Source organism: Bifidobacterium longum subsp. infantis ATCC 15697 = JCM 1222 = DSM 20088, assembly GCF_000269965.1.
In the GTDB taxonomy this organism is placed as follows: Bacteria; Actinomycetota; Actinomycetes; order Actinomycetales; family Bifidobacteriaceae; genus Bifidobacterium; species Bifidobacterium infantis.
Window position 1 is genome coordinate 2,726,380 of sequence record NC_017219.1, and the last position, 25,130, is coordinate 2,751,509.

Annotated in this window: 17 protein-coding genes and 1 rRNA gene; 6 read left to right on the forward strand and 12 right to left on the reverse strand. The window is 59.3% G+C overall.

The genetic code is table 11. The annotated features are described in order from the left end of the window. Positions 1-2 precede the first annotated feature (2 nt). From BLIJ_RS12575 to BLIJ_RS12595, 5 genes are all read right to left on the reverse strand, one after another. Positions 3-1,874 carry an ABC transporter ATP-binding protein gene (locus BLIJ_RS12575; protein WP_012578654.1) on the reverse strand — a complete coding sequence of 624 codons (1,872 nt, stop codon included), beginning with the start codon at positions 1,872-1,874 and terminating at the stop codon, positions 3-5. Positions 1,875-2,109: 235 nt separating this feature from the next. Then, positions 2,110-2,640, reverse strand: a complete 531-nt coding sequence (locus BLIJ_RS12580) for a MarR family winged helix-turn-helix transcriptional regulator (protein ID WP_012578655.1) — start codon at positions 2,638-2,640, stop codon at positions 2,110-2,112. 153 nt (positions 2,641-2,793) lie between these two features. Continuing rightward, complete coding sequence (locus tag BLIJ_RS12585) at positions 2,794-4,317, reverse strand: amino acid permease (RefSeq protein ID WP_012578656.1); 1,524 nt, start codon at positions 4,315-4,317, stop codon at positions 2,794-2,796. Between the two features lie 187 nt (positions 4,318-4,504). Next, positions 4,505-8,125, reverse strand: coding sequence for an FtsX-like permease family protein (locus BLIJ_RS12590; protein ID WP_012578657.1), 3,621 nt, complete (start codon positions 8,123-8,125; stop codon positions 4,505-4,507). Positions 8,126-8,213: 88 nt separating this feature from the next. After that, entirely contained in the window at positions 8,214-8,915 is a 702-nt protein-coding gene (locus tag BLIJ_RS12595) for an ABC transporter ATP-binding protein (RefSeq protein ID WP_012578658.1), read from the reverse strand. Between the two features lie 246 nt (positions 8,916-9,161). Here BLIJ_RS12595 and BLIJ_RS12600 point away from each other — a divergent pair, with 246 nt between their 5' ends. Then, positions 9,162-10,643: an amino acid permease gene (locus tag BLIJ_RS12600; protein ID WP_041982193.1), complete on the forward strand. Its 1,482-nt coding sequence runs from the start codon at positions 9,162-9,164 to the stop codon at positions 10,641-10,643. Between the two features lie 147 nt (positions 10,644-10,790). Here the strand turns inward: BLIJ_RS12600 and BLIJ_RS12605 are convergent, their stop codons facing one another. The 3 genes from BLIJ_RS12605 to BLIJ_RS12615 form a co-directional block, all read right to left on the reverse strand. Next, entirely contained in the window at positions 10,791-11,426 is a 636-nt protein-coding gene (locus tag BLIJ_RS12605) for a YesL family protein (RefSeq protein WP_012578660.1), read from the reverse strand. A 193-nt stretch (positions 11,427-11,619) separates the two neighbouring features. Further along, positions 11,620-12,462, reverse strand: a complete 843-nt coding sequence (locus tag BLIJ_RS12610; RefSeq protein WP_012578661.1) for a carbohydrate ABC transporter permease — start codon at positions 12,460-12,462, stop codon at positions 11,620-11,622. Next, positions 12,462-13,316: a carbohydrate ABC transporter permease gene (locus tag BLIJ_RS12615; RefSeq protein ID WP_012578662.1), complete on the reverse strand. Its 855-nt coding sequence runs from the start codon at positions 13,314-13,316 to the stop codon at positions 12,462-12,464. Before BLIJ_RS12615 ends, BLIJ_RS12610 begins: the two co-directional genes overlap by 1 nt. A 382-nt stretch (positions 13,317-13,698) precedes the next feature. On the opposite strand from BLIJ_RS12615, the gene BLIJ_RS12620 reads away from it, so the two are divergent. After that, on the forward strand, positions 13,699-14,715 hold the full coding sequence (locus BLIJ_RS12620; RefSeq protein WP_012578663.1) for a LacI family DNA-binding transcriptional regulator: 1,017 nt from the start codon (positions 13,699-13,701) through the stop codon (positions 14,713-14,715). Between the two features lie 254 nt (positions 14,716-14,969). Here BLIJ_RS12620 and BLIJ_RS12625 read toward each other — a convergent pair whose 3' ends face one another. After that, a complete protein-coding gene (locus tag BLIJ_RS12625) occupies positions 14,970-16,316 on the reverse strand; it encodes an ABC transporter substrate-binding protein (RefSeq protein WP_012578664.1) in 1,347 nt (448 codons plus the stop codon). A 384-nt stretch (positions 16,317-16,700) separates the two neighbouring features. Continuing rightward, the gene (locus BLIJ_RS12630) at positions 16,701-17,414 is read right to left on the reverse strand and encodes a histidine phosphatase family protein (RefSeq protein WP_010081321.1); all 714 of its coding nucleotides are present in this window, start codon (positions 17,412-17,414) and stop codon (positions 16,701-16,703) included. Positions 17,415-17,505: 91 nt separating this feature from the next. On the opposite strand from BLIJ_RS12630, the gene BLIJ_RS12635 reads away from it, so the two are divergent. The 4 genes from BLIJ_RS12635 (at position 17,506) to BLIJ_RS12650 (ending at position 24,219) form a co-directional block, all read left to right on the forward strand. Next, positions 17,506-17,883, forward strand: a complete 378-nt coding sequence (locus BLIJ_RS12635; protein WP_012578665.1) for a DUF4235 domain-containing protein — start codon at positions 17,506-17,508, stop codon at positions 17,881-17,883. Between the two features lie 182 nt (positions 17,884-18,065). Continuing rightward, entirely contained in the window at positions 18,066-18,830 is a 765-nt protein-coding gene (locus BLIJ_RS12640; RefSeq protein WP_012578666.1) for a nitroreductase family protein, read from the forward strand. A gap of 296 nt (positions 18,831-19,126) precedes the next feature. Next, positions 19,127-21,883 (forward strand): YhgE/Pip domain-containing protein, encoded by a 2,757-nt coding sequence (locus BLIJ_RS12645; RefSeq protein WP_012578667.1) that lies wholly within the window; start codon positions 19,127-19,129, stop codon positions 21,881-21,883. Continuing rightward, complete coding sequence (locus BLIJ_RS12650; protein ID WP_012578668.1) at positions 21,880-24,219, forward strand: YhgE/Pip domain-containing protein; 2,340 nt, start codon at positions 21,880-21,882, stop codon at positions 24,217-24,219. Before BLIJ_RS12645 ends, BLIJ_RS12650 begins: the two co-directional genes overlap by 4 nt. Before the next feature lie 115 nt (positions 24,220-24,334). Here the strand turns inward: BLIJ_RS12650 and BLIJ_RS14010 are convergent, their stop codons facing one another. Further along, the gene (locus tag BLIJ_RS14010; protein WP_032684148.1) at positions 24,335-24,586 is read right to left on the reverse strand and encodes a hypothetical protein; all 252 of its coding nucleotides are present in this window, start codon (positions 24,584-24,586) and stop codon (positions 24,335-24,337) included. A gap of 289 nt (positions 24,587-24,875) precedes the next feature. Continuing rightward, positions 24,876-24,992, reverse strand: a 5S ribosomal RNA gene (gene rrf, locus BLIJ_RS12660). Between the last annotated feature and the right edge of the window lie 138 nt (positions 24,993-25,130).

The window sequence follows — 25,130 nt, forward strand, 5'->3', positions numbered from 1 at the left end:
CCTTACGCCGTAAGCTCCGACTGGCTGAGCTGGGATTCGGCGATCTGGCGGTATACGTCGCAGTGTTCGAGCAGTTCCCGGTGCGTGCCCTGGCCCACGACCTTGCCGTCGTCGAGCACGACGATGCGGTCGGCGTTCATGATGGTGCCGATGCGCTGGGCCACGATGAGTTTGATGGAGTCCTTGGCTTCGCGGGCGAGCGCGTCGCGCACCTCGCGGTCGGTCTTGAAGTCGAGCGCGGAGAACGAGTCGTCGAAGATCAGGATCTCCGGATGCCGGTACACCGCGCGTGCGATGGACAGTCGCTGCTTCTGGCCGCCGGACACGTTCGAGCCGCCCTGTGCGATCGCGGCGGCGTATCCGCCGTCCATGCGCGCCACGAATTCGCTGGCCTGCGCCACGTCGGCGGCGGCCTTGACGCGCTCCATCCGCTCGGCCGGCAGGCCGGCGTCCTGCGCGGCCTTGTCCGCGGCGAGCAGTGCGGTCTCGTGCTTGCGGCCGGAGGCGGTGGAGCTGTCCGTCATCTCGACCTCCGCCGGGTCGCCCGGCTGATCGCCATAGCTCACGTTGGAGGCCACGGTGCCCTTGAACAGCACGGACTGCTGCGGCACGTAGCCGATCTTGTCGCGCAGGGTCTTCAGGTCGTAGTCGCGCACGTCCACGCCGTCGACCAGCACCTGGCCTTCGCTGACGTCATAGAAGCGCGGCACGAGGTTGATCAGCGACGATTTGCCGGAGCCGGTGGAGCCGATGAACGCCACGGTCTGGCCTTGCGTGGCGGTGAAGCTGATGCCTTCGAGCATCGCTTCGCGCGAGTCCGGGTAGGTGAAGCCGACGTTGCGGAATTCCACGGTGCCGCGCTGGCCGGTCTTGGCCACGTCGGCGGCGGTCTTGGTGCCGTTGCCGACGATCGGCTCGGTGTCGAGCACTTCCATGATGCGCTGCGCCGAAACGTCGGCGCGCGGCCAGAGCACGAACACCATGCTCATGAGCAGGAAGCTCATGATGACCTGCACGGAGTAGTTGGAGAACACGACCATGTTGGAGAACACGGTGAGCTTGTCCTTGAGCCCGGCGGCGTCGATCAGGTAGGCGCCGATCCAGTAGACGGCGAGCATCAGACCATTCAGGACGGTGTTCATCAGCGGCATCATGAACGCCATGACGCGGTTGGTGAACAGCTGGGTTTCGGTGAGGTCCTTGTTGGCCTTGGTGAACTTGGACTCCTGGTAGTCCTCGGCATTGTAGGCGCGCACCACGCGCAGGCCGGTGAGGTTTTCGCGGGCCACGAGGTTGATGTTGTCGGTCAGGGCCTGCATCGCCTTGAACTTCGGCATGACCATGGCCATCATGACGGTGATGGACACCAGCAGGACCGCCACGGCGATGCCGGTGGCGAGCGTCCATTCGAAGCCTTCGCCGGCGATCTTGCATACGGCCCATACGGCCATGATCGGCGACTTGACGATGAGCTGCAGACCCATGGTGATGAACATCTGCACCTGCGTGATGTCGTTGGTGGAGCGGGTGATGAGGCTGGCCGTGGAGAACTTGCTCATCTCGGCCGGTCCGAAGGATTCGACCTTGCGGAATTCGAGCGAGCGCAGACGCTGGGTGAACGAGGCGGCCACGCGCGCGGCTATGTAGCCGGTGATGACGGCGCACGCCACGGAGCCGAGCGAGATGAGCAGCATCTTGCCGCCCGCGATCCAGATGTCCTTCATGTCGCTGCCCGGCGTCTCGACCAAGGTGGTGATGTCTGACATGTAGTCGGGCAGTTTCAGGTCGAAGTAGACCTGCCCGACGATGGTCAGCAGGGCGACGAGCATCTGACCGATCTCCGCTTTGGAGAGGTATTTCATGATGCGGAACATTGATTTCCCCTTGTATTGGTGTGGTTGGCGTGAATGTGGTGTGGTGTTCGGTTGGTTGGATTAGTGGTGTTGATCGGTTTCCGTTGTCTGAATAGTTTCCACGGTTTGGTTACTTACACTGTGAGATATTACGCATGACTCTGGGCATTCGCTGTGAGCCCCCGGGATTACGCTCTGCGCTCAACCGAGGGGGCAAACGAGGCCGCCCGCGCCCGGCGCGGGGCAGACGGAGCCCCTACCGTTCGTCGCTCCGCGCCCGTCCGTCCGGCATATGCTCGGCCACGCGCCGGTCCCGCTCGGCGAACGCCTCGCTCACCTGCTCCGCGGTCGGCCTCGGCTGGCCCGGATGGCAGATCGACATGTATGTGGTGAATTCCGAGAGCAGTTCGACGAACGCGCGCGTGCGCCGCTCCCCCATCTGCGAGAAGATCCAGCAGATCGCCGAACGCATCTCATCCATCATCCGGCGGGACTGCTCGCGGCCGGAATCGGTAAGGTTCACGCGGATGATGCGGCGATCCTCGGGGTCGATGTCGCGCGTGACCCAGCCTTTCTTCTCCAACGCCGACAACACCGTGGAGATGCGGCCGGAACTGGTCTGGAGCGCGGCGGCCAGCTGCGATGGCGACTGGGTTCCCTTGATGGACAGCTCCCGGAGCACGAACTGCTCGCCGTGGGCCCCGCGGGTGAATTCCCTCTGCATCTTCGAACGGTTGCCGCATACGCTGGCATACAGTTCGCTGACCGCCTCCTGTTCGAATCCCATACGGGCACCATCCGTTTCCGTTCATTGTGCGGCGCAGCGCCGCGGACGCCCCCAGAATAGCTCACACCGTAAACAATTCAACACCGCAAGCCAATTATCGGCGCCGCAGGGCGGGGCGGCGCGGGGCGGTCCGCCGGCACCCGCCGGCACCCGTCACCGTCCGCGGCTCAGCGCGGCCTTGAGATCACGGCTGCGGTAATGCTCGCGCAGTACGGAGAACCCGCCGAACCCGATCAGCCACACCAGACCGGCGATGGCCGAACTGCGGGTGTCGTCCGCCAGGAACAGCGTCAGGTAAATGAACACGAAGAACACGATCGCCACCGTGTTGAGCACCTTCCACGCGGGCATGACGAACCCGTCCGCGATGAAATCGGCGGAACGGCGGTACCTGCGATGCGCCAGCAGCGTCAGGATGTAGATGAACAGGAACACCGCGGAACTGGCGGACGAGAACAGCACGAACGCCCCCGAGATGCCGGGGATGGCGTTGACGATCGGCGACAGCAGTATCAGCGCCGCGGACACCAGGATGGCGCGGGCCGGCACCTTGCGGTCGGACACCTTGCCGAGCTTGTTCAGCATCGGGTTCGGCGACACCTCGGACAGCTGGTACAGGTGGCGGCCGGCGGAATACAACAGCGAATTGAGCGACGAGGACGCGGCGGTGATCACCACGAAGAACACCAGGGCGGACGCCCAGTTCAACCCGGCATACTGGAACACCATGATGAACGGGGAGGCGAAGGAGCCGTCCTCGTTCGGCTTGAACGAGGTCCACGGCACGATGCACATGATGGCCACGAGCGCGCCCACGTAGAAGATGAGCACGCGCACGATGATCTCGTTGACGGCTTTGGGCAGCACCTCACGAGGATTCTTGGTCTCGGAGACGGTGACGCCCACGAACTCGAGCAGCTCATAGGCGAAGAACACCATCTGGAAGCTCATGAGGAAGGCCATCCAGCCGTTCGGGGCGAACGAGAAGCCGGCGAACAGGTTGTCGAGTCCGGCGTGGCCCGCCGGGCTCACATGATCCACGCCATGAATCCGCGCGGCCGGGTAATGGTAGCCGATCACGATCATGACCACGGCGGTGACGATCATCGCGCCGATCAGCGTGATCTTGATCATCGAGAACCAGAATTCCACTTCGCCGAACACCTTGACGGCGATCAGGTTGACGGACACCAGCGACACCAGGAAACACAGCTCGATCAGCCATTTCCAATGGGTCAGGTCGATGCCGAACGTGTCGAAGAAGGTGATGAAGTACGTGGAGACGGCCGTGATCTCGGTCATGCCCAGCAGCACGAGCGCGGCCCAATACGTCCAGCCGGCGAAATGCCCCCATCCGTTGCCCAGGTAGCGGGTGATGAAATTGATGAAGGTGTGCTGGCTGGGGTCGCGGTACATCATCTCGCCGATGGCGCGCATCAGGAAGAACATGATGACGCCGACCAGGATATACACGAAGACGATCGAGGGGCCGGTCAGCGCCAGCGACTTGCCGGACCCCAGGAACAATCCGGTGCCGATGGTGCCGCCGATGGCGATGAACTGCACGTGGCGGTTGTTCAGGCCGCGCTCCATCTCGTTGGTCCGGTCCAGGCTTTCGACAGACTTGAGTTTGCCCGTAGCCTGCTGTGCACCACCATTCACATTCGTATCGGCCATACTGATTTCATTTCTCTTCTCCGCCGCCCGATTGTTACGCACCGGACGCGATACTCGTTCAAAACAAGTTCAGACTGTATCACCGAAATATGTCACGAAAACGCTCAGCTCAAGAATACATGCGATGATGCTGTAAGTATTCCGCCAAAAAAGTTCAATTCACCAACACCAAATTGAACTTCCGTCTCTATTCCACGGACTTGAGCGAGCTGACCGGGTCTACACGATCGAGCACTGGGTTGGTGAACAGCTGCACCAGCAGCGCGAACGCCAGCGTCGCCACCACGGCAATCGCATAGCTGTACCAGTGCACTTCCACTTCGAAATACAGCGACGGCATATTCAACGCAGCAGTCAGTAATCCGCCTATCCACCTGCCAAGCGGCAGACCAACCACCACACCCATACCGGTCAATATCATCATCTCGCGGTTCACGTAGTTGTGCACCTCGCGGTCATAGAAGCCCAGCACCTTCAGTGTGGCCATCTCGCGGATGCGTTCGGACACGTTCGTATTGGCCAACGTAAACAGCACCACCAGCGCCAGACCGCCGGCGAGCCCCACAATCAGCGCCACCACGGCACCCATCAGATCGAACTTAAACGTGGCGGCCAGATGCGCACAGCTCACGGCCTTGAGCACCGACGATTCCTCGCCCAACCGATCCGCATATTCGGCCTGTTCGGTCTCGGAACCTTTCAGCTTGACGAGCATCGCGTTCCACGTCAAGGTCGAGGCAGTGCCATCCCCCGAAGCCGAAGACGTCACACCGTCGGCCGCAAACTTCTGGTCGTACAGTCGCTCACTGATGTACACATCAGAGCCAACAAGATTGCGCGTCACGGCCGCGACCTGCACCTTGGCCCGGCTGCTGCCGCCATTGCCCAGCGTGACGGTGTCGCCGGCATGAATATTCAGCGAGTTGGCGGCGGACTGCGACACAATCACGCCACTATCGTCCAACGCTACAGTGCCACCACCCGCTTTGCCGAAAATATTGGGCAGTCCGAACCATTCATCATCGCCGGCTTGCTCCAACGTGACCATATCGTTCAAGATATTCAGCGAATCGTTGGGCACGGTCATCAGCTGCACGGTTTCGCTTTTCTGCGCCGCATTGCTCATTTCGCCGCTATCCACGCGCAGATTCAGCGTTTCGGTGGCCTGGCCATCTTCTGCCACCTGCTTGCGCATCGCGGCGGCGTTATCGTCATTGGCCACCACCATCAAGTCATACTGGTAGATCTGCTCATATTGCTTGACGCCAATCGTGTCGACGGTGTCGTTAATCGCAAATCCGCAGATAATCAACGCTGTGCAACCGGCCACGCCGCCCACGGTCATAATCAAGCGCGACTTGAATCGGAAGATATTGCGCGCAGTGACTTTGCCGAGGAAGTTCAGCCGGCTCCATACCGGGCGAATTCGCTCCAACAATATGCGAGCGCCCGTCTTCGGCGCCTTCGGCCGCATCAGCGCGGCGGGCGTGTGCCGCATCTCCTCGCGGCAGACGAGCGCGGTGACCACTCCCACACCGACCACGAACAGCACGATGCCGGCCGAGCCGTACAGCCAGTCGTATTCAAGTCGCACACCGGGCAATATATACAGTCCCTCAATCACCACCAGCAGGAATGCCGGGATGCCGAGGAATCCGACCAGCAGACCGATGCCGCCGCCGAGCAGGCAGGCGAGCAACGCGAACAGCAGATACCGGCTGGACACGGCGAGTCCGCCATAGCCGAGGCCAAGGTAGGTGCCGATGAGTCCGCGATCTTCCTCGACCATGCGGGTCATGGTGGTCAGGCTCATGAGCACGGCGACCAGCAGGAACACAATCGGGAATGCGCGGCCGATGGATTCGATGGAACTGACGTCTGATTTGAGCGAGCTGAATCCGTCGATCGAGGCGCGCGTCTGCACATACCAACGTGCGTTGGCCACATCGTCGATGCGCCGTTGCTGCTTGGCGAATTCGCTTTCCGCTTCGCTTCGCTTCGCATCGAGTGCAGACTGCGCATCATCCAGTTTCGCCTTGCCGTCCGCGAGCTGTTGTTCGCCTTCTTTCAGCTGCCGCTCGCCTTCTTCGAGCTGCTGCTTGCCGCTGGCCAGTTGGGCGGCCTGCGCTTCAAGTTGCGCCGACTGGGTTTCGAGGGTTGCGGCATTCGCTTCGAGTTCCGCGGATTTGGTATTGAGCTGTGCCTCTCCTGCAGCCACTTCCTGTTCCTTGGCGGTCAGTTGCGCGTTCTGCTGGTCCAAGGTGGATTGTGCGGGGGCAATGGTTTCGTTTAATGTGCGCTGCAAATCGGCTTTCTGCTGGGCCAGACTGTCTCGCTGCGTTTGCAGTTCCGTTTGCTTGGCGGCCAGCTGTTGCCGCAGCTCACTGATTGACGGCACTTCAGGCAGGGTAATGCCAAGGCGCGCGAGCAGTTGCTTGATGGCCTGCCATGTGGGTGAGTTGAAGTCGATATTCGGGTCAAGTTGCGCCAGTAGATTGTCGGCCTGTTGAATCATGGACAGCATCTGATCAATTTGCGCCACGCCTTGGTCGATTTGGGTAATGCCCTGTTCGATTTTCGTGCGATTGGCGGTCAGTTCCGTTTGCGCCGCATCGAGCTGTTTGCGAGCCGAGGTGAGCTGCGTTTTGCCTGATTCGAGCTGGGTGCGCGCTTCGGCTATCTGCTGGCGACCTTGCGCGATCTGTTGACGGGCCGATGCAATCTGCGCACGTCCATCGGCGAGCTGCCGTTCGCCATCGGTAATGGTTGTCCTGTTGTTCTCCAATTCGGTACGGCTATCTTGCAATGTCGTTTCGTTGGCTTCCAGCTCGGCCCAGTTGTCGTCGATCTGCTTCTGGGCTTCGTCCAGCTGCTCGTTGGCCTCGTCTTTGGCATCGTCCAGTCTGCGCTGCGCGCTGGAGACGATCTGTTGACGACGGGCTTTCTGGCGTGTGGCCTGTATCTGATGCTCGATACGGTCGGCCACGGTTTTGACGGCTTCATCGTAGGCATCGGAAAACGTGTCAAAATCGGACGCACCAGTGACGGCAACCGATATCGCAGTGTATATATTGCCGGTCACGCCGTCGCTGGGTGCAAAGAACGTATAGTCCTCGGATGAGGTGGACCGGAAGGAGGTCATGCCCGAATAGCCGTCTGGATTGTTGAGGTCGCGCGGGTCGAGCACGACGCCGGTGATGGTGAGTTTCGTGGGGAACTGCGGGGATTGCTCGGCGTCGGCGTCCGTATTGGCGTCGTCAGTCTCCGTGGCCGCTGCCGATATGACGGATGAAGAGGTGTCTTGTGGCGTCACAGTAATGGTGCCGCCAATCTTGAGTCCGCTATCGTTCAGGAATTGCTGCGTAACCGCCACTTCGCCGGCCTTGTTCGGCAGTTTGCCCTGCCGTATGTACGGCTGATCAAGCCCTTCGGTACCGATTTCCTGCATGGTCACGGTTTTCTTGGTGCCGTCCACCAACGTGGTCACCGTCTGAGAACGTTCGGGCTGCACGGTTTGCACACCGTCGATTCGGCGCAGTGCCGCTGCATCATCACCGGTCAGGCCGTATGTGGATAGCACCTGCAGGTCATGCAGTCCCTGCTGATCGTAAAAACGACCGGCCGCCAGAAAAGCATCGCGGCATCCGGCGTAGATGCCGGTCAGCACGGCCACGCCAAGCAGCGTAATGACGGCGATCGAGACGAACCTCTTCCAGCTGCGCAGCCAGCAACGCAACGTATCTTTGGCAAATACCGCAGAAACGCCCGCTCCTCGACCGCCGCTATCGTCGAGGTTCCGCCGTTTCACAGAATGTTTCACAGGTTGTTCCACGAATCGCCTCGCTTGTTTCACGGGGCGTTTCACAGAGTGTCTTGCAGTGAGCATCGCCAATCACCTACCATTCGATATCGGCGATGGGCTGCGGCGTTGCGTTGACCTCCTCGCTGGTCACCTTGCCGGAGCGGAAGCGAATCACTTTATGAGCCATCGGTGCAAGCGCGGAATTATGCGTGATGATCATCACGGTCATGCCTTGCGTTTGGCAAATATCCTGCAGCAGCTGCAGTACTTCCTTACCGGTCTCGTAATCGAGCGCACCGGTCGGCTCGTCACACAACAGCAGCTTCGGCTTTTTGGCAATCGCGCGGGCGATGGATACACGCTGTTGTTCGCCGCCGGACAGTTGCGCCGGGAAGTTCCCCATGCGCTCCCCCAACCCGACCTTGCACAAGGTTTCCACCGGGTCGAAATGGTCGGGACAAATCTGTGAGGCAAGCTCCACGTTTTCCAGCGCGGTAAGGTTCGGCACAAGATTGTAGAACTGGAAAACGAAGCCGATGTCGTTGCGCCGATAGGTCACCAAATCGCGCTTGCGCAATCCGGTGATATCGCGATCGCCCACAATAACACGGCCGGAAGTCGCGGTATCCATGCCGCCCAGAATGTTCAACGCCGTGGTCTTGCCTGCGCCCGACTGGCCGAGGATGACGCTTAGCTCACCTTGATCGGCGGTGAAACTCGCCTCGTCGAGCGCTCGAATCACACTGCTGCCGGAGGGGTATTCCTTGACCACATGATCGAATTCGATATACGCCATCACGCACCTCCGACAGTTCCCACCACGGCGCGTCACATCGGCGAAGCCGTCTGCGTTCCCTTGTTCCCTTCCAGTAAAACAACACCATGACGGTTGCGCAACCAGCATACGGATCGTGAGTCGCCGGTCTCGCCCAGTGGCGGTGGGCGTTGCCATCACGCCATACGGCGTTTTACAATGGCGGGCATCGTGCATGGCGGGGTCGCCATCCATGCCGATAGTCAGAGGAACCTGGGGAAGGGCATCATGAGCACCAACGATACGTCCGAACAGCCGCGCGAAACCGACGATGTGCCGGTGCCGGCCACGCTGCGCAAGTCACTGAAGAACCGTCATATCCAGCTGATTGCACTGGGCGGCGCCATCGGAACCGGCCTGTTCTATGGTTCCAGCGAAGCCATCGCGCTGGCCGGCCCCTCGATTCTGCTCGCCTACTTGGTCGGCGGCTTCGCAATCTTCATGATCGTGCGCGCGCTGAGCGAAATGTCCGTTGAGGATCCGGAGGCGGGCGCGTTCAGCTACTACGCCACTCGCTACTGGTCCAAGCGCGCCGGCTTCATCTCCGGTTGGAACTACTGGTTCAATTACATCCTCGTCTCGATGGTGGAGCTGTCAGTGGTGGGTTCGTTTGTGAACTACTGGTTCCCGGCGATTCCGACATGGGTGTCGGCGGCCGTGTTCTTGGTGATTATCTGCGCCGCCAACCTGCTGGGCGTCTCCAAGTTCGGCGAGTTCGAGTTCTGGTTCGCCATTATCAAGATTGTGGCCGTGATCGCCATGATTATCGGCGGCCTGGCCGTCATCATCTTCGCTCTGCCCACCACATCCGGTATCAAAGCGAGCTTTGCCAACTGGTTCACCTTGGAAGGGGGCTTCTTCCCGAACGGTCTCATGGAGCAGACTAAGGACGGCACCTGGACCGGTCTGTTGATGGCGCTTGTCGTGGTGATGTTCAGCTTCGGCGGCACCGAGCTCATCGGCATCACTGCCGGCGAAACCGAGGACCCTCGTCGTACGATTCCCCGCGCCACCAATGACATTATCTGGCGAATTCTCGTGTTCTACATTGGCGCGCTCGGCGTAATCATGGCCGTAATACCGTGGAACACCATCGGCGGAGACGATGCTCCCAGCCCGTTCGTGCAAATCTTCGATTCCGTGGGCATCCACGCGGCCGCCGGCATCCTCAACTTCGTGTGCCTGACCGCCGTGATGAGCGTCTACAACTCCGGCCTGTACGCCAACTCCCGCATGCTGTATTCGCTGGCCAAGCAAGGCAATGCGCCCGCGTATCTGGGCAAGCTCAACGCTAAGGGCGTGCCGGTGGCCGGCGTGCTGACGTCCGCCGTGATCACCGCCATCGCCGTGGTCGTGGTGTTCGTGTGGCCCGAGTTCGCGTTCAACTATCTGATGTCGATTGCCACCATCGCCGGCATCATCAACTGGACGATGATCATGTTCACCGAGATGAAGTTCCGTAAGGTGGTCGCCGCGGGCGGCGCTCCCGAGGATTCCGAGCTGGCCGGCAAGTCCGGCAAGGAAGCGCTCGACGCGATTCACTTCAAGCTGCCGTTCGCTAAGGTGACCCCGTGGGTGGTGTTGGCGTTCTTGGCACTGGTGGTGGTGCTCATGTGCTTCTCCGCCAGCTACCGTGTCGCCGTCATCGCCGGCGTGATTTGGCTCGCCATTCTCTTTGCGGCCTACCAGCTCACTCAGGCGAAGAAGTAGAGTCTCATCTGCGAATAGCTCTCAGAATACGCCGCTTGACATTTGCATCTATGGTCTCATTTGGGTCAAATTCCTCTAGGTAACGCGGGATACCGCCCAGTGTCGCGTAGGCCGGCTCCTTATCCTCGTTGACTGTCCGCTAGCTGCTTAGCGTTGCATACTATCGGGAGAATCCACAGGATTGGCGAGATATGGCTTGAAGACGCGCTCGGTGACGGGGATATGGAGCATCAGCATGGTGCCGTAACCAAGGATCACCAGCAGGAACAGTCCACCGGGCATGTAGAACCAGCTGGCCACCAGCAGCGCCACGAACACGGCATCCACGATGACCAGAGCCACGGTCATCGCGATGTGGGAGATGCCGAAGATGAAGGCGTTCTTCAAGGTGCCGGCCGCGGTGTTCTCGAAGCGTGCCTGAAGCGCGAACACCCATTCGAAGCCGATAAGCCAGAGGATGGTCAGCGCGAATTTGATGATGAGCAGCGGCGTGATCTGCAGGACGATCCATGACCAGACCACTGCAATCAGCACCACCAAGAACGGCAGCCACAGCAGCGTGGCTTTGATGAAGTTGGTTTTGAATGACTTGAAGTAGTTGGCGGTTACGCCTTTGCCCTCGCCCTCGATGGAGCGGCGGCAAGCATCATGGCCGGCAGTCAGGGCCGCACCGATGGTGATGAGCGGAATCGAAGTGACCAGCATCAGAATGTTGATCCATACGCCGTCAACAAGATTGCTCCACGCGCGCATGAATTTCGAGTCCGGTGCCAGCCAGTTCATCAACTACTCCTTGTGCTGCTCTTGGCTCCCCGCCAGATTGTCGGGCTCAACCCTTGACCGCGCCGCCTTCGGCCCTGCAATTACGGACTCGCCTACGACGAGGCTCATCATTAGCTTCGCCGCTGTCGCGGCTCAGCCTGGAGCCTGCTGGAAGCCCACTGGGCTTCCAGCCATGGGCTGACGACGCGAGTCGTCAGCCCTTGACGGCTCCCGCCATGACACCAGAGACTATATACTTCTGGCATACCAAGTAGAAGACGATGATGGGGATGATGGCCAGCACCAGGCAGGCCATCATGGCGCCCATATCCACGGAACCGTAGCCGCCCTTGAGGTATTGCACGGCGACCGAGATGGTCTTGTACTTGCCGAGGTCGAGCGTCAGGTACGGCAGCAGGTAATCGTTCCAGATCCACATGGCTTCGAGGATGGCCACCGAGACGATCGACGGCTTCATGATTGGCACCACGATCTGGAAGAAGATGCGCGGCACTGACGCGCCGTCGATCATGGCGGACTCCTCAAGCTCCTGCGGGATGCCCTTGATCACGCCGGTGAAGATGAACACGGCCAGACCGGCCCCGAAACCGAGGTACACGATGCACAGGCCCCACGGGGTATTGAGCTTCAGCATGTCGGCGATCTTGGAGAGGGTGAACATCACCATCTGGAACGGCACGATCATGTTGAACAGGAACAGGGTGTAGAGCAGCTTCGCGGCCCAGTTGTTCACGCGCACGATCCACCATGCGCACATCGAGGTGCACACCAGAATCAGCACCACCGAGCCGACGGTGATAAGCAGCGTCCAGCCGAAGGAGGCGAAGAACTGCGTGGTCTCGATGCCACGCACATAGTTCTCAAGTCCTACAAACGCCTTGCCGGTCGGCAGGGAGAAGGCGTTCTTGGAGATGTACGCCTTCTGCTTGAAGGAGTTGATCAGCACCAGGACGATCGGGAAAACCCAGAACAGGGAGACGACGGCAAACAGCACGGTCCATAATGCGCCATGCTTCACAGGCTTGTTCTCGTTCATCAGGCTGCCACCTCCTTGCTCGTGGTGAGCTTGTTCTGAATCAGGGCGATGACCGCAACCAGGATGAAGAACAGCACGGCCTTCGCCTGGCCGACGCCTTCCCAGCCCATACGGCCGTAGAAGGTGCGGGTGATGTTCAGCGCCAGACCTTCAGACATGTTGCTCGGCGCACCGTTGGTCAATGCGAGGTTCTGGTCGTAGAGCTTGAAACCGTTGGTCACGGTCAGGAAGGAGCACACGGTGATGGACGGCATCATCAGCGGGATGATGATGCGGAACATGGTCTGCCGTCCGTTGGCGCCGTCCACGGCCGCGGCCTCCAGCACGTCGGTGGGCAGGGCCTGCAGGCCGGCGATGTAGATGATCATCATGTAGCCGATCTGCTGCCAGCACACCAGGATGACCAAACCCCAGAACCCGTAGGACGCCTTATAGGTCAGGGCGCGGCCCCAGTGGGCCAGTACGCCGTTCAGGAGCAGCAGCCAGATGTAGCCCAGGATGATGCCGCCGATAAGGTTCGGCATGAAAAATACCGAGCGGAACAGCGTGGATCCCTTGATCGCCTTGGTCAGCATGTAGGCGATGGCGAAGGCGATCACGTTGATCACGATGGTGGTCACGATGGTGAACGCGGTGGAGAAGCCGAGCGCGTGCAGGAATTCCTTGTCCTTCAGCGCTTTGCCGTAGTTCTTAAGCCCCACCCATTCACCGTCGGTAACGGTGGTGAATTCGCAGAAGCTTAAGTAGATGCCCATGATGAAGGGCACCAGGAACCCGATGATGAATGCGGCGAATGTGGGGAGCGCGAACAGCGCCCACCATCTGCGTATCGCCTTGCCAGCCATGCTGATCATGACTTTTCCTCCTCCTTGAGTCCGCTGCGTTGCGACACTGCATCGTGCGCCGGCTGCGGAGTTCAACTCAATGCGAGCCTGCCGATCGAGAACCGCATGCACGGCCTGTTCTCGTTCAAGCCTATATTCATAGTAAACGTCGAATCATTATATGTCCAACGTTGTCATTTTCAGCGTTTCAAGCTCGAGCATACTCCAGCTCCAGCAATCTTCTTTCAACTAAGATAACGGCTATATAAAGCCAATCTGACGCCGTCATAGACACTGTGCAAACGTTTGTAATACAATCGTTGTCATCGCCGCAAATCAATCAATCAGCATGTACACTGGAGTCAGTTGCGCATGTGTATTGCGATTTTCCATTCAACGCAAGGGGGCTGCAATGGCTACGAGCATTCAGGATGTCGCCCGCGAGGCCGGCGTCTCCATCTCCACCGTCTCACGTTCCTTCACCAGACCGGATCTGGTGTCGGCCAAGACCCGCGAGCGCGTGCTCGCCATCGCCGACAAACTCAATTTCTCACTCTCCCGCTCGGCTGCGGCCCTGAAATCCGGCCGCGCCCTGCGCATCGCAGTACTGATGAGCGGCCATATCCGCCTGTGGTTCACCGCCTCGGTCATCGAGGGGCTCAACGAGGTGCTGCACACGCAGGGCTACGATATTTCGGTATTCCAGATTTCCAGCATCGAGGAGCGCAAGGAATTCTTCGAGATGTTGCCGGTACGCCGTAACGCCGATGCCGTGATTGTGGCGTCTTTCGATATCGACAACAACGAAATCGCGCAACTGGCTTCGGTCGGCGTGCCGATCGTCGGCATCAATTCAGTCGAGCCCGAAGCCCGCGGCTTTACCGCCGCCGTCAATATCGACGACGTGCAGGGCTCCACGCTGGCCGCCCGCCATCTTATCAATCTCGGACATCGCCGCATCACCTATATCAGCACCAATCGCGAGGTGTCGCTGAGCTTCTCCGTGCAAAGCCGATTCGACTCATTCACCGCCTGCTGCCGCAGGGAAGGCATCGAGCCGCAGGTCATCGTCTGCAAGGTCGATGACGATGGACGTTATGAAATCAGCGACGTGGTCGACCAACTCATGAGCCAAGACGAGATGCCCACCGCCATCGCATGCCAGGAGGATGGCATCGCTTTGCCGCTTATGTTCCAGCTGGAGCGCAATGGATTCTCCGTGCCCGGCGACGTCTCGCTGGTCGGCTACGACGATAGTTTCTACACCGGCGATATCGGCCTGACCACCATCCGCCAGGATCCGGCGGAGATGGCCCGCGTGGCAGCCCGCATGACGCTCGACCTCATTGACGAGAAGCCGATTGAGCAACCCTATATCGTGTTCCCGGCCCAGCTGAAGGTCCGCTCCTCCACCTCCCGCGTTAAGTAGGCTCACACAACAAAGCCCACCATAGAAAAAGCGTTAGGCAACCGCACAATAACGCTCAATCGCACATTGTGGGAAATGGCGAAAAATCGCCAATCCATGGACCCACAGTGTGCGATTGGCCGGGTGTGTGCCTCACACTTTTTCTGCGGCGGCCGATTTTGTGCAAGACTCAGCAATACAAAGCGGCGCCCCTGGAGAAGGAAAGGCAGGGGCGCCGCGGATTGTTACTTATCGGCTATGGGACTCTATGAGACTCAGTGCGAGGCCTCGTATTCGGAAGCCCAACCGTCCACGAAGGCAGTCTTGACGGCATCCCACTTGCCGGTGCCCTGCGCGTACTCGAGCAGCGCCTGGCCGACCTTGTTCTTCCATTCCTCGGACGGCATCATGGTGAAGTTCCAAGAAACCTGGGTCTTGCCGGACTCCTGGTCTTCCACGGCGGCCTCGGTCAGCGGGTTGTCGCTTTTGACGTCATCGAAGGTCTTGAACGGGGCGGTGAAGCCCATGTCCTGAGAGAGGGCCTTCTTGCCGGTATCCGAGGTGATCACCCACTTGAGGAAGTCCTCGGTGGCCTTCTTGTCGGCGTCGGAGGCCTTGTCATTGATACACCAGTAGTTCTCGGAACCGGTGGTCAGACCCTGCTTCTCCTCGCCCTTGACGCCGATGTAGATCGGCATCATGCCTACCTGATCGTCGGTCATGCCGGCCTTCTGCAGGTCGGTCCAGGCCCAGGTGCCGTTCTGGTAGAAGGCGGCCTCGCCGAGCGCGAACTCGGAGTTCGCATCATCTCCGGTCTTGGCGCTCAGCTGGGTGGGTTCGGTGGTGGAGTCGGTGATGTACAGGTCGAAGATCTTCTTGTAGTTCGGCAGGTAGGTGCCCTTGATCTTGGCCGGCTGCTCGGTGACGTTGTCGTCCTTGAACTCGTAGTAAAGCGGCAGATTGGCCAGATGGGTCTTGAAGCGCCAGTCGGAGCTGGAGTCGAAGCCGGCGGAGGTGAACGCGCCCTTGATGCCGAGCTCGTCCTTGCGGGCCTGCATGTCGTCGGCCACGGCCTTCAGGGTGTCGAAGTTGTCGATTTCGTCCATAGACGTGGCCTTGGCGCCATCCAGCGCGAAGTACTTGTTGAGGATGTCCTTGTTGTAGATCAGGCCGTAGGTTTCCATCACATACGGCACGCCGACCACCTTGTCGCCATCCTTCAGGGCCACATCCTGGTTGGCAAGCTCCTTGTACACATCCGTATTGGACATATCGGCGGTGTACTTCTTCCAGTTCTGGTAGCCGACCGGGCCGTTGACCTGGAACAAGGTCGGGGCGTCGGTTTTGGCGATTTCGGACTTCAGGGTCTGCTCGTAGGTACCGGAGGCCGCGGTCTGCACCTTGACCTCAACGCCCTTTTCCTTGGTGTATTCCTTGGCCAGAGCAGTCCACTGATCAGCCGCTTCCGGCTTGAAGTTCAGGTAGTAGACCTTGCCCCTGGCGTCATCGCCGGAGGTCGAGCTTCCGCAGGCCGCCAAAGTGCCGAGGGACATCGCAGCGACAGCCGCCATCGCGACTGCTGACTTGACTGTACGATTCATCATCGAACCTTTCTCTTTCATCGTCGATCCCGGCCATCCCCGGTCGGGACAGGTACGCTAGCACGCACCTTTACGACTATCGACATGCACTATTATGCAACGGTTTGCTTCTTTTTGCAAACGATAGCAATAGCGGCGCGTCATGAATCATCATTTTCAGGCCATTGTCAACAGATATCCTATTACTTCAGCCTTTTTGCCTCATTATCACAATGCAAGCGTTCGCAATCATGAGAGCGCTAACATATCTTTTATGGCGATCGATTGCCACTTATACCCATCAAAAACAACACGCCGACGCTATCGTTTGCAAATCATTTATCGACATACCGCAATTCCCACCACAAACAATAAAGGCCCGCCCGCAGTAGCGGGCAGGCCAGCGTAATCACAGCGCAACCGGGGCTAGGCGTTCCACCGTTCGATGACGTTATCTCCCTTATAGACGCTGAGCACCGAGTAGTGCGCCGTATCCAAACGCAGCAACCGCGCGAAATGCGGGTCCACGCCCAGCCATTGCGAGGTGAGGATGCGCAGGATGTGCGCATGAGCCACCAACAGCACATTATGGCCGTCTTTCAGAAGCGGCGTAATCTCATCGATGGCGCTCTTGGCGCGTGCCGCTGCTTCTTCCAGCGTCTCGCCAGGCCCGGCATGAACCGGCACCTGCTCGCCCGAAGGCAAGGTCTCGACCCAATCGCCCTCCAGCGTGGGCGTCAGCGAGCGCGGCCCGTCACGCCACACATCCCATTCAAAACCGCTGGCCTCACTCACCTGCTGGCGCGTACGCCCCTCGGCTCGGCCGTAATCCCATTCAGCGATGCCGTCCAACACACCATGGTCCGCAAAACCAGCCAATTCAGCGGTTTGGCACGCCCGCTTCAGCGGACTGGAAAACACACAGCCCTGGCTGAATCCTTCGGGGAAAGCTTCGCGCAGGCGCCTTCCGGCATCCGCTGCCTGCTGCTCGCCGACCGCGGTCAACGGGATGTTCGTGCGCCCGGTATGCTGCCCGGATTCGCTCCACACGGTCTGGCCGTGGCGCAGCAACACCAAAAATCCGTTGCCGCCACGAGAGTTCTCGACGGCAACGGTGCCGTTCACGTTCTGTTCGCTCATGCCTCCACTCTAGTCTGCGCTCGTTCATGACTCCACCATTAACGCCCATCTTTTGCGCTGAGATGATTGATATGCTACTAGACTGAGAGTCATGAGCGACGAAACGAACACCGACTTCCCCTCCAGCGCCGACCGCGCGGTCGACAGCCTGCACCGCATCGACGAGAAGGTCAATAAGCTGCGCGAGGACCGACTCAACGACCCTGATTCTCTGGGCGACAAGCTCATCAAGTCGGCAGCCCCAGCGCTGGCAGGCTTGGTTGCCGGCAAAGTATTCCAGATGATATGGGACAAGGGCACGAGCAAACGCAATCTGCGCAAGGGACTGGCGGCAGACGCGCCGCAAGGTCTGGCAATGAGTCTGGCATTCGCCGCCATTTCGGCCGCACTCGGCGCAGTGGTTTCGCAGCTGTCGGATCGGGGCTCCAAGGCGTTCGTCGACCACCGCCATCGCAAGCCCAGCCGCTAATCCCCCGGTTGGATGATGGTTTCTGTTGGTTGACTGATGGCTCATCGCTGGAATTTCGTCAAGGAACCATCAGCCAATCGACAGGAACCATCAGTCCAGCACAGTTCCGCCACACAATATCGGCATTTCACTGTGAGGTAATTCACCGTGGCGTCCGGCGTCTGCCGTGCGACAATAAAGCCATGGTTACCAACGCAACAATCGAGGCTCTTCTGGGCCGCCGCTCCATCCGTAAGTTCAAGGACGAGGCCATCGACGACGATACCCGCGCCACGCTCGAAACCGTCGCCCAGCATGCCGCGTCCAGCCAGTTCCTTAACGACTGGTCCGCCATCCGCATCACCGATCCGGCCATCAAAGCCAAGCTCGCCGAATTCGGCCATCAGCCGTATATTGCCACTGCGCCGCTGCTGTACGTGTTCGTCATCGACGAGCACCGCAACGCGCGCATCGCCGAACGCAAGGGCATCGATCCCGCTTCCGACGAATTCCATCTCAAGTACAGTTATCGCTTTACCCAAGCTCAGAACGACGCAGTGCTGGCCCTGCACGCCATGGAGACCGCCGCCTATTCGCTGGGACTGGGCTGCGTGATTCTCGGCTCTCTACTCAACAACATCCCCGGCCTTATCGACGTGCTGAATCTGCCGGAATACACGTATCCGGTGCTGGGTCTGGCCATCGGCAAGCCTGATCAGAACCCGACCGTCAAGCCGCGTATGCCGCGCACGATGCAGTTCTTCGAGAACACCTACCCGGCTGACGCCGATGGAGTACTCGACCAGCTGCCCGCCTTCGACGAAGAAGTTCACCGGTACTACGATCTGCGCCAAGCCGACCGTCCGGTGGACGCCTTCAGCGATCAGGTCGTCACAATCAGTCGGCAGGATGTCAGCCATCAGACGCTGCTCGACAAGGCCGCCGCTCAGGGCTTCCGTCTGGATTAGTGAGACCAGGACCAACGAGATAGGCTCGGGATGGGCTCGTCACTGAGTCGTCTCAGTCTCAGCACTGCGACGACTCAGTCCCAACACCTCAACATTTCATCACCGGATACCGGCAAAATTGCACAACCATTCCGCCGGTGTCGCACTATCAATGAGCGTCCACATATCAGTCCCATTATGCGGATAATCAAGGGTCAGCTTTGCAAGAAAACCCGCCAAACCAGCAGTATCCGCACCAGTGGTGGGAATAGACTGCATGTGGCCGCAATGACTACGAACCGGAAAAGAGGGACTGGATGCGGACAGTTTGGCAAGTCTTTCTGCGCGATTGCAGACGTATCTTACGCAATCCCGTTGCCGTTGTGGTGACGCTCGGCGTAGCAATACTGCCCTCGCTGTACGCATGGTTCAATATTCTTGCCAACTGGGATCCCTATTCAGCCACCGGCAATCTGCAAGTGGCCGTAGCCAATGAAGACCAAGGCACCACCAACGATCTGGTCGGCCATCTCGATGCGGGCCGGCAGGTCGTCAAGAAACTCAAGCAGAACGACGAACTCGGCTGGCGCTTCGTAGACAATGAGGAGCAGGCCGTACACGGCGTGGAGACCGGCGAATACTATGCAGCCATCGTGCTGCCCAAGGATTTCAGTGCCATCTTGGTCGAATCGGTGACCGGAACCTCCAAACAGCCGAAAATCAAGTATTACGTCAATGAGAAGAAGAACGCGATCGCGCCGAAAATCACCGACACCGGTGCCACCACCATCGATGAGCAGATCAACTCCGCCTTCGTCACCACGGTAGCCACCACCGTTGCCTCGGCCGTTTCCGAAGCGGGAGACGATCTCGACCAAGTCACCGGCAAAGTCCAGCACGATACGATCGATGATCTCAATACGGTGATGTCCACGCTGAACACCGTTCAGGATTCACTCACCGACTTACAGGACACGCTGGCCCAGTCAGACACGATTCTCGCCGACGCCAAACAGACCACCGCCTCACTCAAGCAGACCGTCGCGGCCGCGCAGAAGGCCTCCCGCCAGTCCGGCACACTGTTGGCGGAAACACAGGCCGGGTCACAAGCCTTCTCCACCACACTGGTCGGCGCGCTCGACACCAGCTCAGCGCAACTCTCCGGACTGGCCGTTCACGTCAACAACGCCGCCGGCAGCATCACCGGCTCCTTCAACAGCGCGCAGAACTCCGTCGACACCATCACCAACACACTTTCGGCTCCACTGAACGCCACCCAAACGTCAATCAGCGATCTGAAAAACGCGCTGACCAAAGCCGGCATCGGCAAAGACACCACCGACCCGGCCGGCCAGAACATCTGGAAACAAATCGATGCGCTCGACTCATTGATCAGCAAACAGCAGACACAGCTCAACACCTTCCATACCGACACCACACAGTTCATCAACTCCGGCAAAGACGCCACCACGAATCTTTCCGGAGCCATGACCAACACCACCACCGGCGGCATCGCGGCGCTGAATACCGCGCGCGGCTCGCTGACCGGCACCGTGATGCCATCGCTCACCTCATCATTGAACAGTTTCGCCGCCCTGAACGGCACGCTGGATGGCACGTTGACTTCGTTGTCCGGCACCTTGGATCAGGCCGACGGGCTGTTCGACCAGCTTGTCGATACCCTGAACCAAACGAAAACCACCATCAGCAGCACGCAGGATTCGCTGCGCCAGGTGGCCAGCGATGTCGCCACCGTACGCACCGATATCGCCACGCTCGATAGTTCCGCCGCTTACCAGAAAATCCGGGATACGCTGCATCTGGATGACAAGGGATTCGGCGAGTTCATGGGCAATCCCGTCACTCTGGCCACGAAAGTCGTGTATGCCACCGACAATTACGGGTCCGCAGTCACCCCGTTCTACACGAATCTGGCACTGTGGGTAGGCGGTTTCGTGCTGATTGCCATCTACAAGCTTGAGGTCGACCGCAAGGGCATTCGCCGTATCACCGCTACGCAAGCATATCTTGGCCGCTGGCTGTTGCTGGTCACCATCGGATTCCTGCAAGCCGTCATCGCCACCATCGGCGATCTGGTGCTCGGCATCCAATGCGAGCATCCGCTGCTGTTCATCTTGGCCGGAATCTTCTGTTCGTTCGTCTACATCAACATTATTTATGCACTGGCCGTGGCATTCCGCCATATCGGCAAAGCCATCGCCGTAATTCTGGTCATTGTGCAGATACCCGGTGCCTCCGGCCTGTATCCGATTGAAATGATGCCGAACTTCTTCCGCGAACTGCACCCGTGGCTGCCCTTTACCTACGGCATCAACGCGATGCGCGGCCCGATCGCCGGCCTGTACGCGAACCATTACTGGCTCGACATGCTGCACCTGTTCTGGTATCTGCCGGCGGCGCTTTTCGTGGGACTTGTCGTACGCCGGTATGCGATGAACCTGAACGCGCTGTTCGACCGTCGTTTGGGAGATACCGACCTGATGATCACCGAGCACAACAGCATGGTGAACGAACAGGTGAGCTTGAACTCCGTATTCCGCACGGTGTCCGACAGCAAGGAACTGCGCGATATCATCGCCCATCGCGCGCACCGGTTCTTCGCACGGTACCCAAAGATGATCGTTGCCGGCCTGGCATTGCTGACCGTACTCCCGTTCGTATTCCTGGTGCTGCTGTTTGTCACCCAAGAGAAAATCGCCATGCTGACCTCCTGGATTCTGTCGATTATTCTTATCGACGCCTATCTCATTGTGGTTGAATACGCACGCGAAACCTACGCCGTGCAGCTTGGCGTCAGCGCCATGAGTGCCGACGAGTTCCGCAATGTGATGCTCAACGGATATGTGTGGCGGCGTTTCCACGGCCACGGACGTCACGAAGCGGCGATGGACAGCGATCCGGATATCGGCGAAACCACTGAACGACTCACACTGTTCGGCGATCAGGCCGCCGAGCCGACTGCGCACACCGCACAGTCCGAGCAGTCCGGTCAATCCGGGCAGCCTGAGCAACCCGGTCAGTCCGGGCAGCCTGAGCAAGGAGACGCACGATGAAGCTTATCTGGAAAATATTCGTACGTGACGTGCGCCAAGCCACCCGCAATGTGATCGCCGTAATCGTGGCTATGGGATTGGTGATTGTGCCGGCACTGTACGCCTGGTACAACATCGCCGCCAGCTGGGACCCGTACGGCAACACCAAGGCCTTGAAGGTCGCCGTGGCAAACGTGGATAAGGGCTATAAGTCCGATCTGATGCCGATCACCATCAACGTCGGCGAAACCGTGACCAATACGCTCAGGGCCAATCATGACCTTGACTGGCAGTTTGTGGATCGTGCTAAGGCCATCGATGGCGTGAACTCAGGCGAATACTATGCCGCGCTGATTATTCCAAAGAGCTTCAGCTCCGATATGATGACGCTGTTTTCACCGAAGATCAAGCACGCCAAGCTCGAATACTATCTCAATGAGAAAATCAATCCAATCGCTCCGCATATCACCGACCAGGGTGCTACCACCGTGGCCACGACCATCGACCAGACATTCGTGAAGACCTTGGCGAGCGTGGCGCTGGATTTGGTTTCCAACGTGGCCGATTACGCGCAAAGCCCGCAAATGGAGCAGTACGTCAACAACGCCACCAGTCATATTGCTACCATGTCGTCTCGTTCGACCGGCACTGCGTCGCAGATGGATTCCTATGCCAATCTGCTCGGGGCCGCCAACAGCATCATTGATTCCACCGATAAGCTGCTGGGGTCAACAGGCTCAGCTGCGGCCACAACCAAAAAGGCGTTGAAACAGACCCGCAACGGCGTCTCCAGCCTCGACAAGGCATTGTCCGGAGCCACCGATGGCGTCGGTACGGCATTGCAGCAGGCCGGTTCATCCTACGACACCATTGCCAAGCAAATCGATGCCGCTTTTGCCGATGTGGGCTCACAATCCTCACAGATATCAAACAAACTAACCGATATGCAATCCAAAGTGGAGGCTCAGGCCGACAGCTTTGGAAAGTATGCCGCCGCTTTACGAGATCTCGCCAAACAAGCGGCTTCACTGCCCGTGGGCGGAGATACCGTTGCCGCTCAACTGAACGCGGCTGCAGACCAAGCCACAAAGGCGCAGCAGAGCATGCAGCAAGCCGCCACCGCGTTGGGCGATGCGGCCACGCACATAGCAAACGGCACTGCCGATGCCGATACAGCGCGTCGAGATCTGAAATCACAAATCGCCGCCGCCAAACAATCGATTACTCAGGCTTCAGACACGTACAAGAGCACGCTGAAACCGCAACTGAACAATCTGACCTCGTCCATGGACGAAGTGGCCACGCAGGCAAGTTCCGTAATCGACGGGCTTGCGTCGACCGTCAGCAGCGTGTCAGGTCTTTCTGGCGGCGTTTCAGACAGCCTGACGGACATCCAGTCGGCCTTGACTAACGCAGCTAACGCTTTGACCCGTTCGGCGAAGAAACTCGACAACTTGTCTTCCCAACTCGCCTCTATCACCAGTGGCGGCACCAACGACCTGTCTGTGATTTCCTCTGCGAAGCCCGATGCCATTGCTTCCATGCTGGCGGCACCCGTAGCGGTCGACCGCATCGCGCTCTATCCCGTTGCCAACTATGGTTCCGCGATGGCTCCGTTCTACACGATTTTGTCTATTTGGGTCGGTGCGATCATTCTGGTCGCCATGTTGAAAGTATCGATTTCCGACCATGAGAAGGCTCGTATCTTAGGGCTGGGCAATGATCTGCCGCTCGGTTCGGGAGTGGGTCTTCGCGAGGCCATGATTGCCGGGCGGATTGCTGGACCGGCCGCCGCGTTGGATGTGCTGAAGAAGCCGCGTGCCGAGTCTTCCGGCAATGCGCGGCAGTTCGGTTTACGCTTGCACCACGAATATTTCGGCCGATACATGATTTTCGGTTTCCTTGCTTTGCTGCAGGGCACGCTGGTCTGCCTCGGCGACATGTTCTACCTCGGCGTGCAGTGCGAGCACCCGATCCGGTTCATGATGGTCGGCTGGCTGACCGCGCTGGTGTTCTCGAACATCGTGTACACGTTGGCCCTGTCGTTCGGCGATATCGGCAAAGCCATCGCCGTGGTGCTGCTGGTGATGCAGGTGGCCGGTTCCGGTGGCACGTTCCCCATCGAGACGTTGCCCCCGTTCTTCCAGGCCGTTTCCAAATGGCTGCTGTTCCCCTATGCGGTGGACGCGATGCACTCGGCCATGGCCGGCTCGTTCGGCATGGAGTATTGGGTTTCCATGGGCAAACTCGCGTTGTTCCTTGTTCCTTCGCTGCTTCTGGGGCTTATGCTGCGCAAGCCGGTGATCCGCCTGAACGATTGGATCATCCGCAATCTGGAAAGCACCAAGGTGATGTAAGTGTTGGACGGAGTGTGTCCGAGCGCCCTGAACGCTTAGCAGCCTACGACCTGGCGTGTTTGGACCGTAACCTGTCTCAGACACGGCGTTGGCGAGGCCTGTGGAGCTTCTGACGCTAACGTCTACGTGGCTTGTAGCCCTTTTTACGACTGTGTGGCTTGAGTTGCTGGTTCAGCGGCACATGCCGGTAACTGGATTGTGGATCGCGATGCGTGAGGTGCCAGCATCCGCAGTATTCGCAACGGTACACCCATAGCTCGGCTCCGCGCTCGATCAGGCTTTGATCGGCGGCACGCTGAGCCTGTGCCTTATCGTGATACATGATTTTATTCGACGTAGCGCAACGTTTAGGGGTGAAGTAATGCATAGCAGAAGCCAGTGTAGAGCGACCCCATAACCAAGCCAGTTTCTGGCTTTCCTCTTTGAGGGGAGTCGTCCGCGCGGCGGACCAGGGGGCCTGGGCGTCGGGCTCCCACGGTCGCGGACGCGCCGCGCCGTTCGGCCTCGCCGTCGGGGCTGGCCGGGAATGGTCCCGGGCGTGGGTCTCATGGGTATGCGGGGAGGTCCCGGTGCCTGTGTGGGTTTGGGTCGGGGTTGGTTTCGGGTATGCGGGAAGCCCCGGTACCTTCAAGGTATCGGGGCTTCCTGTACGTGTGATGCGGCGGCGTGCTACTCTCCCACACCCTGTCGGGTGCAGTACCATCGCCGTGCCAGGCCTTAGCTTCCGGGTTCGGAATGGGACCGGGCGTCTCTCCTGGGCCATGGCCGCCGCAAATCTTCTCTTGTACGGTCAGACGCTGGGGTCTGCCGGCCTGTGGCGGCCTGGGAACCGGATAGGGGACGCGATTGCCGTTGATGTTTCGTCTTGTGGCCAGACAATGCTCATCGTCGTCTGGTGTCGTTTGCAGGAG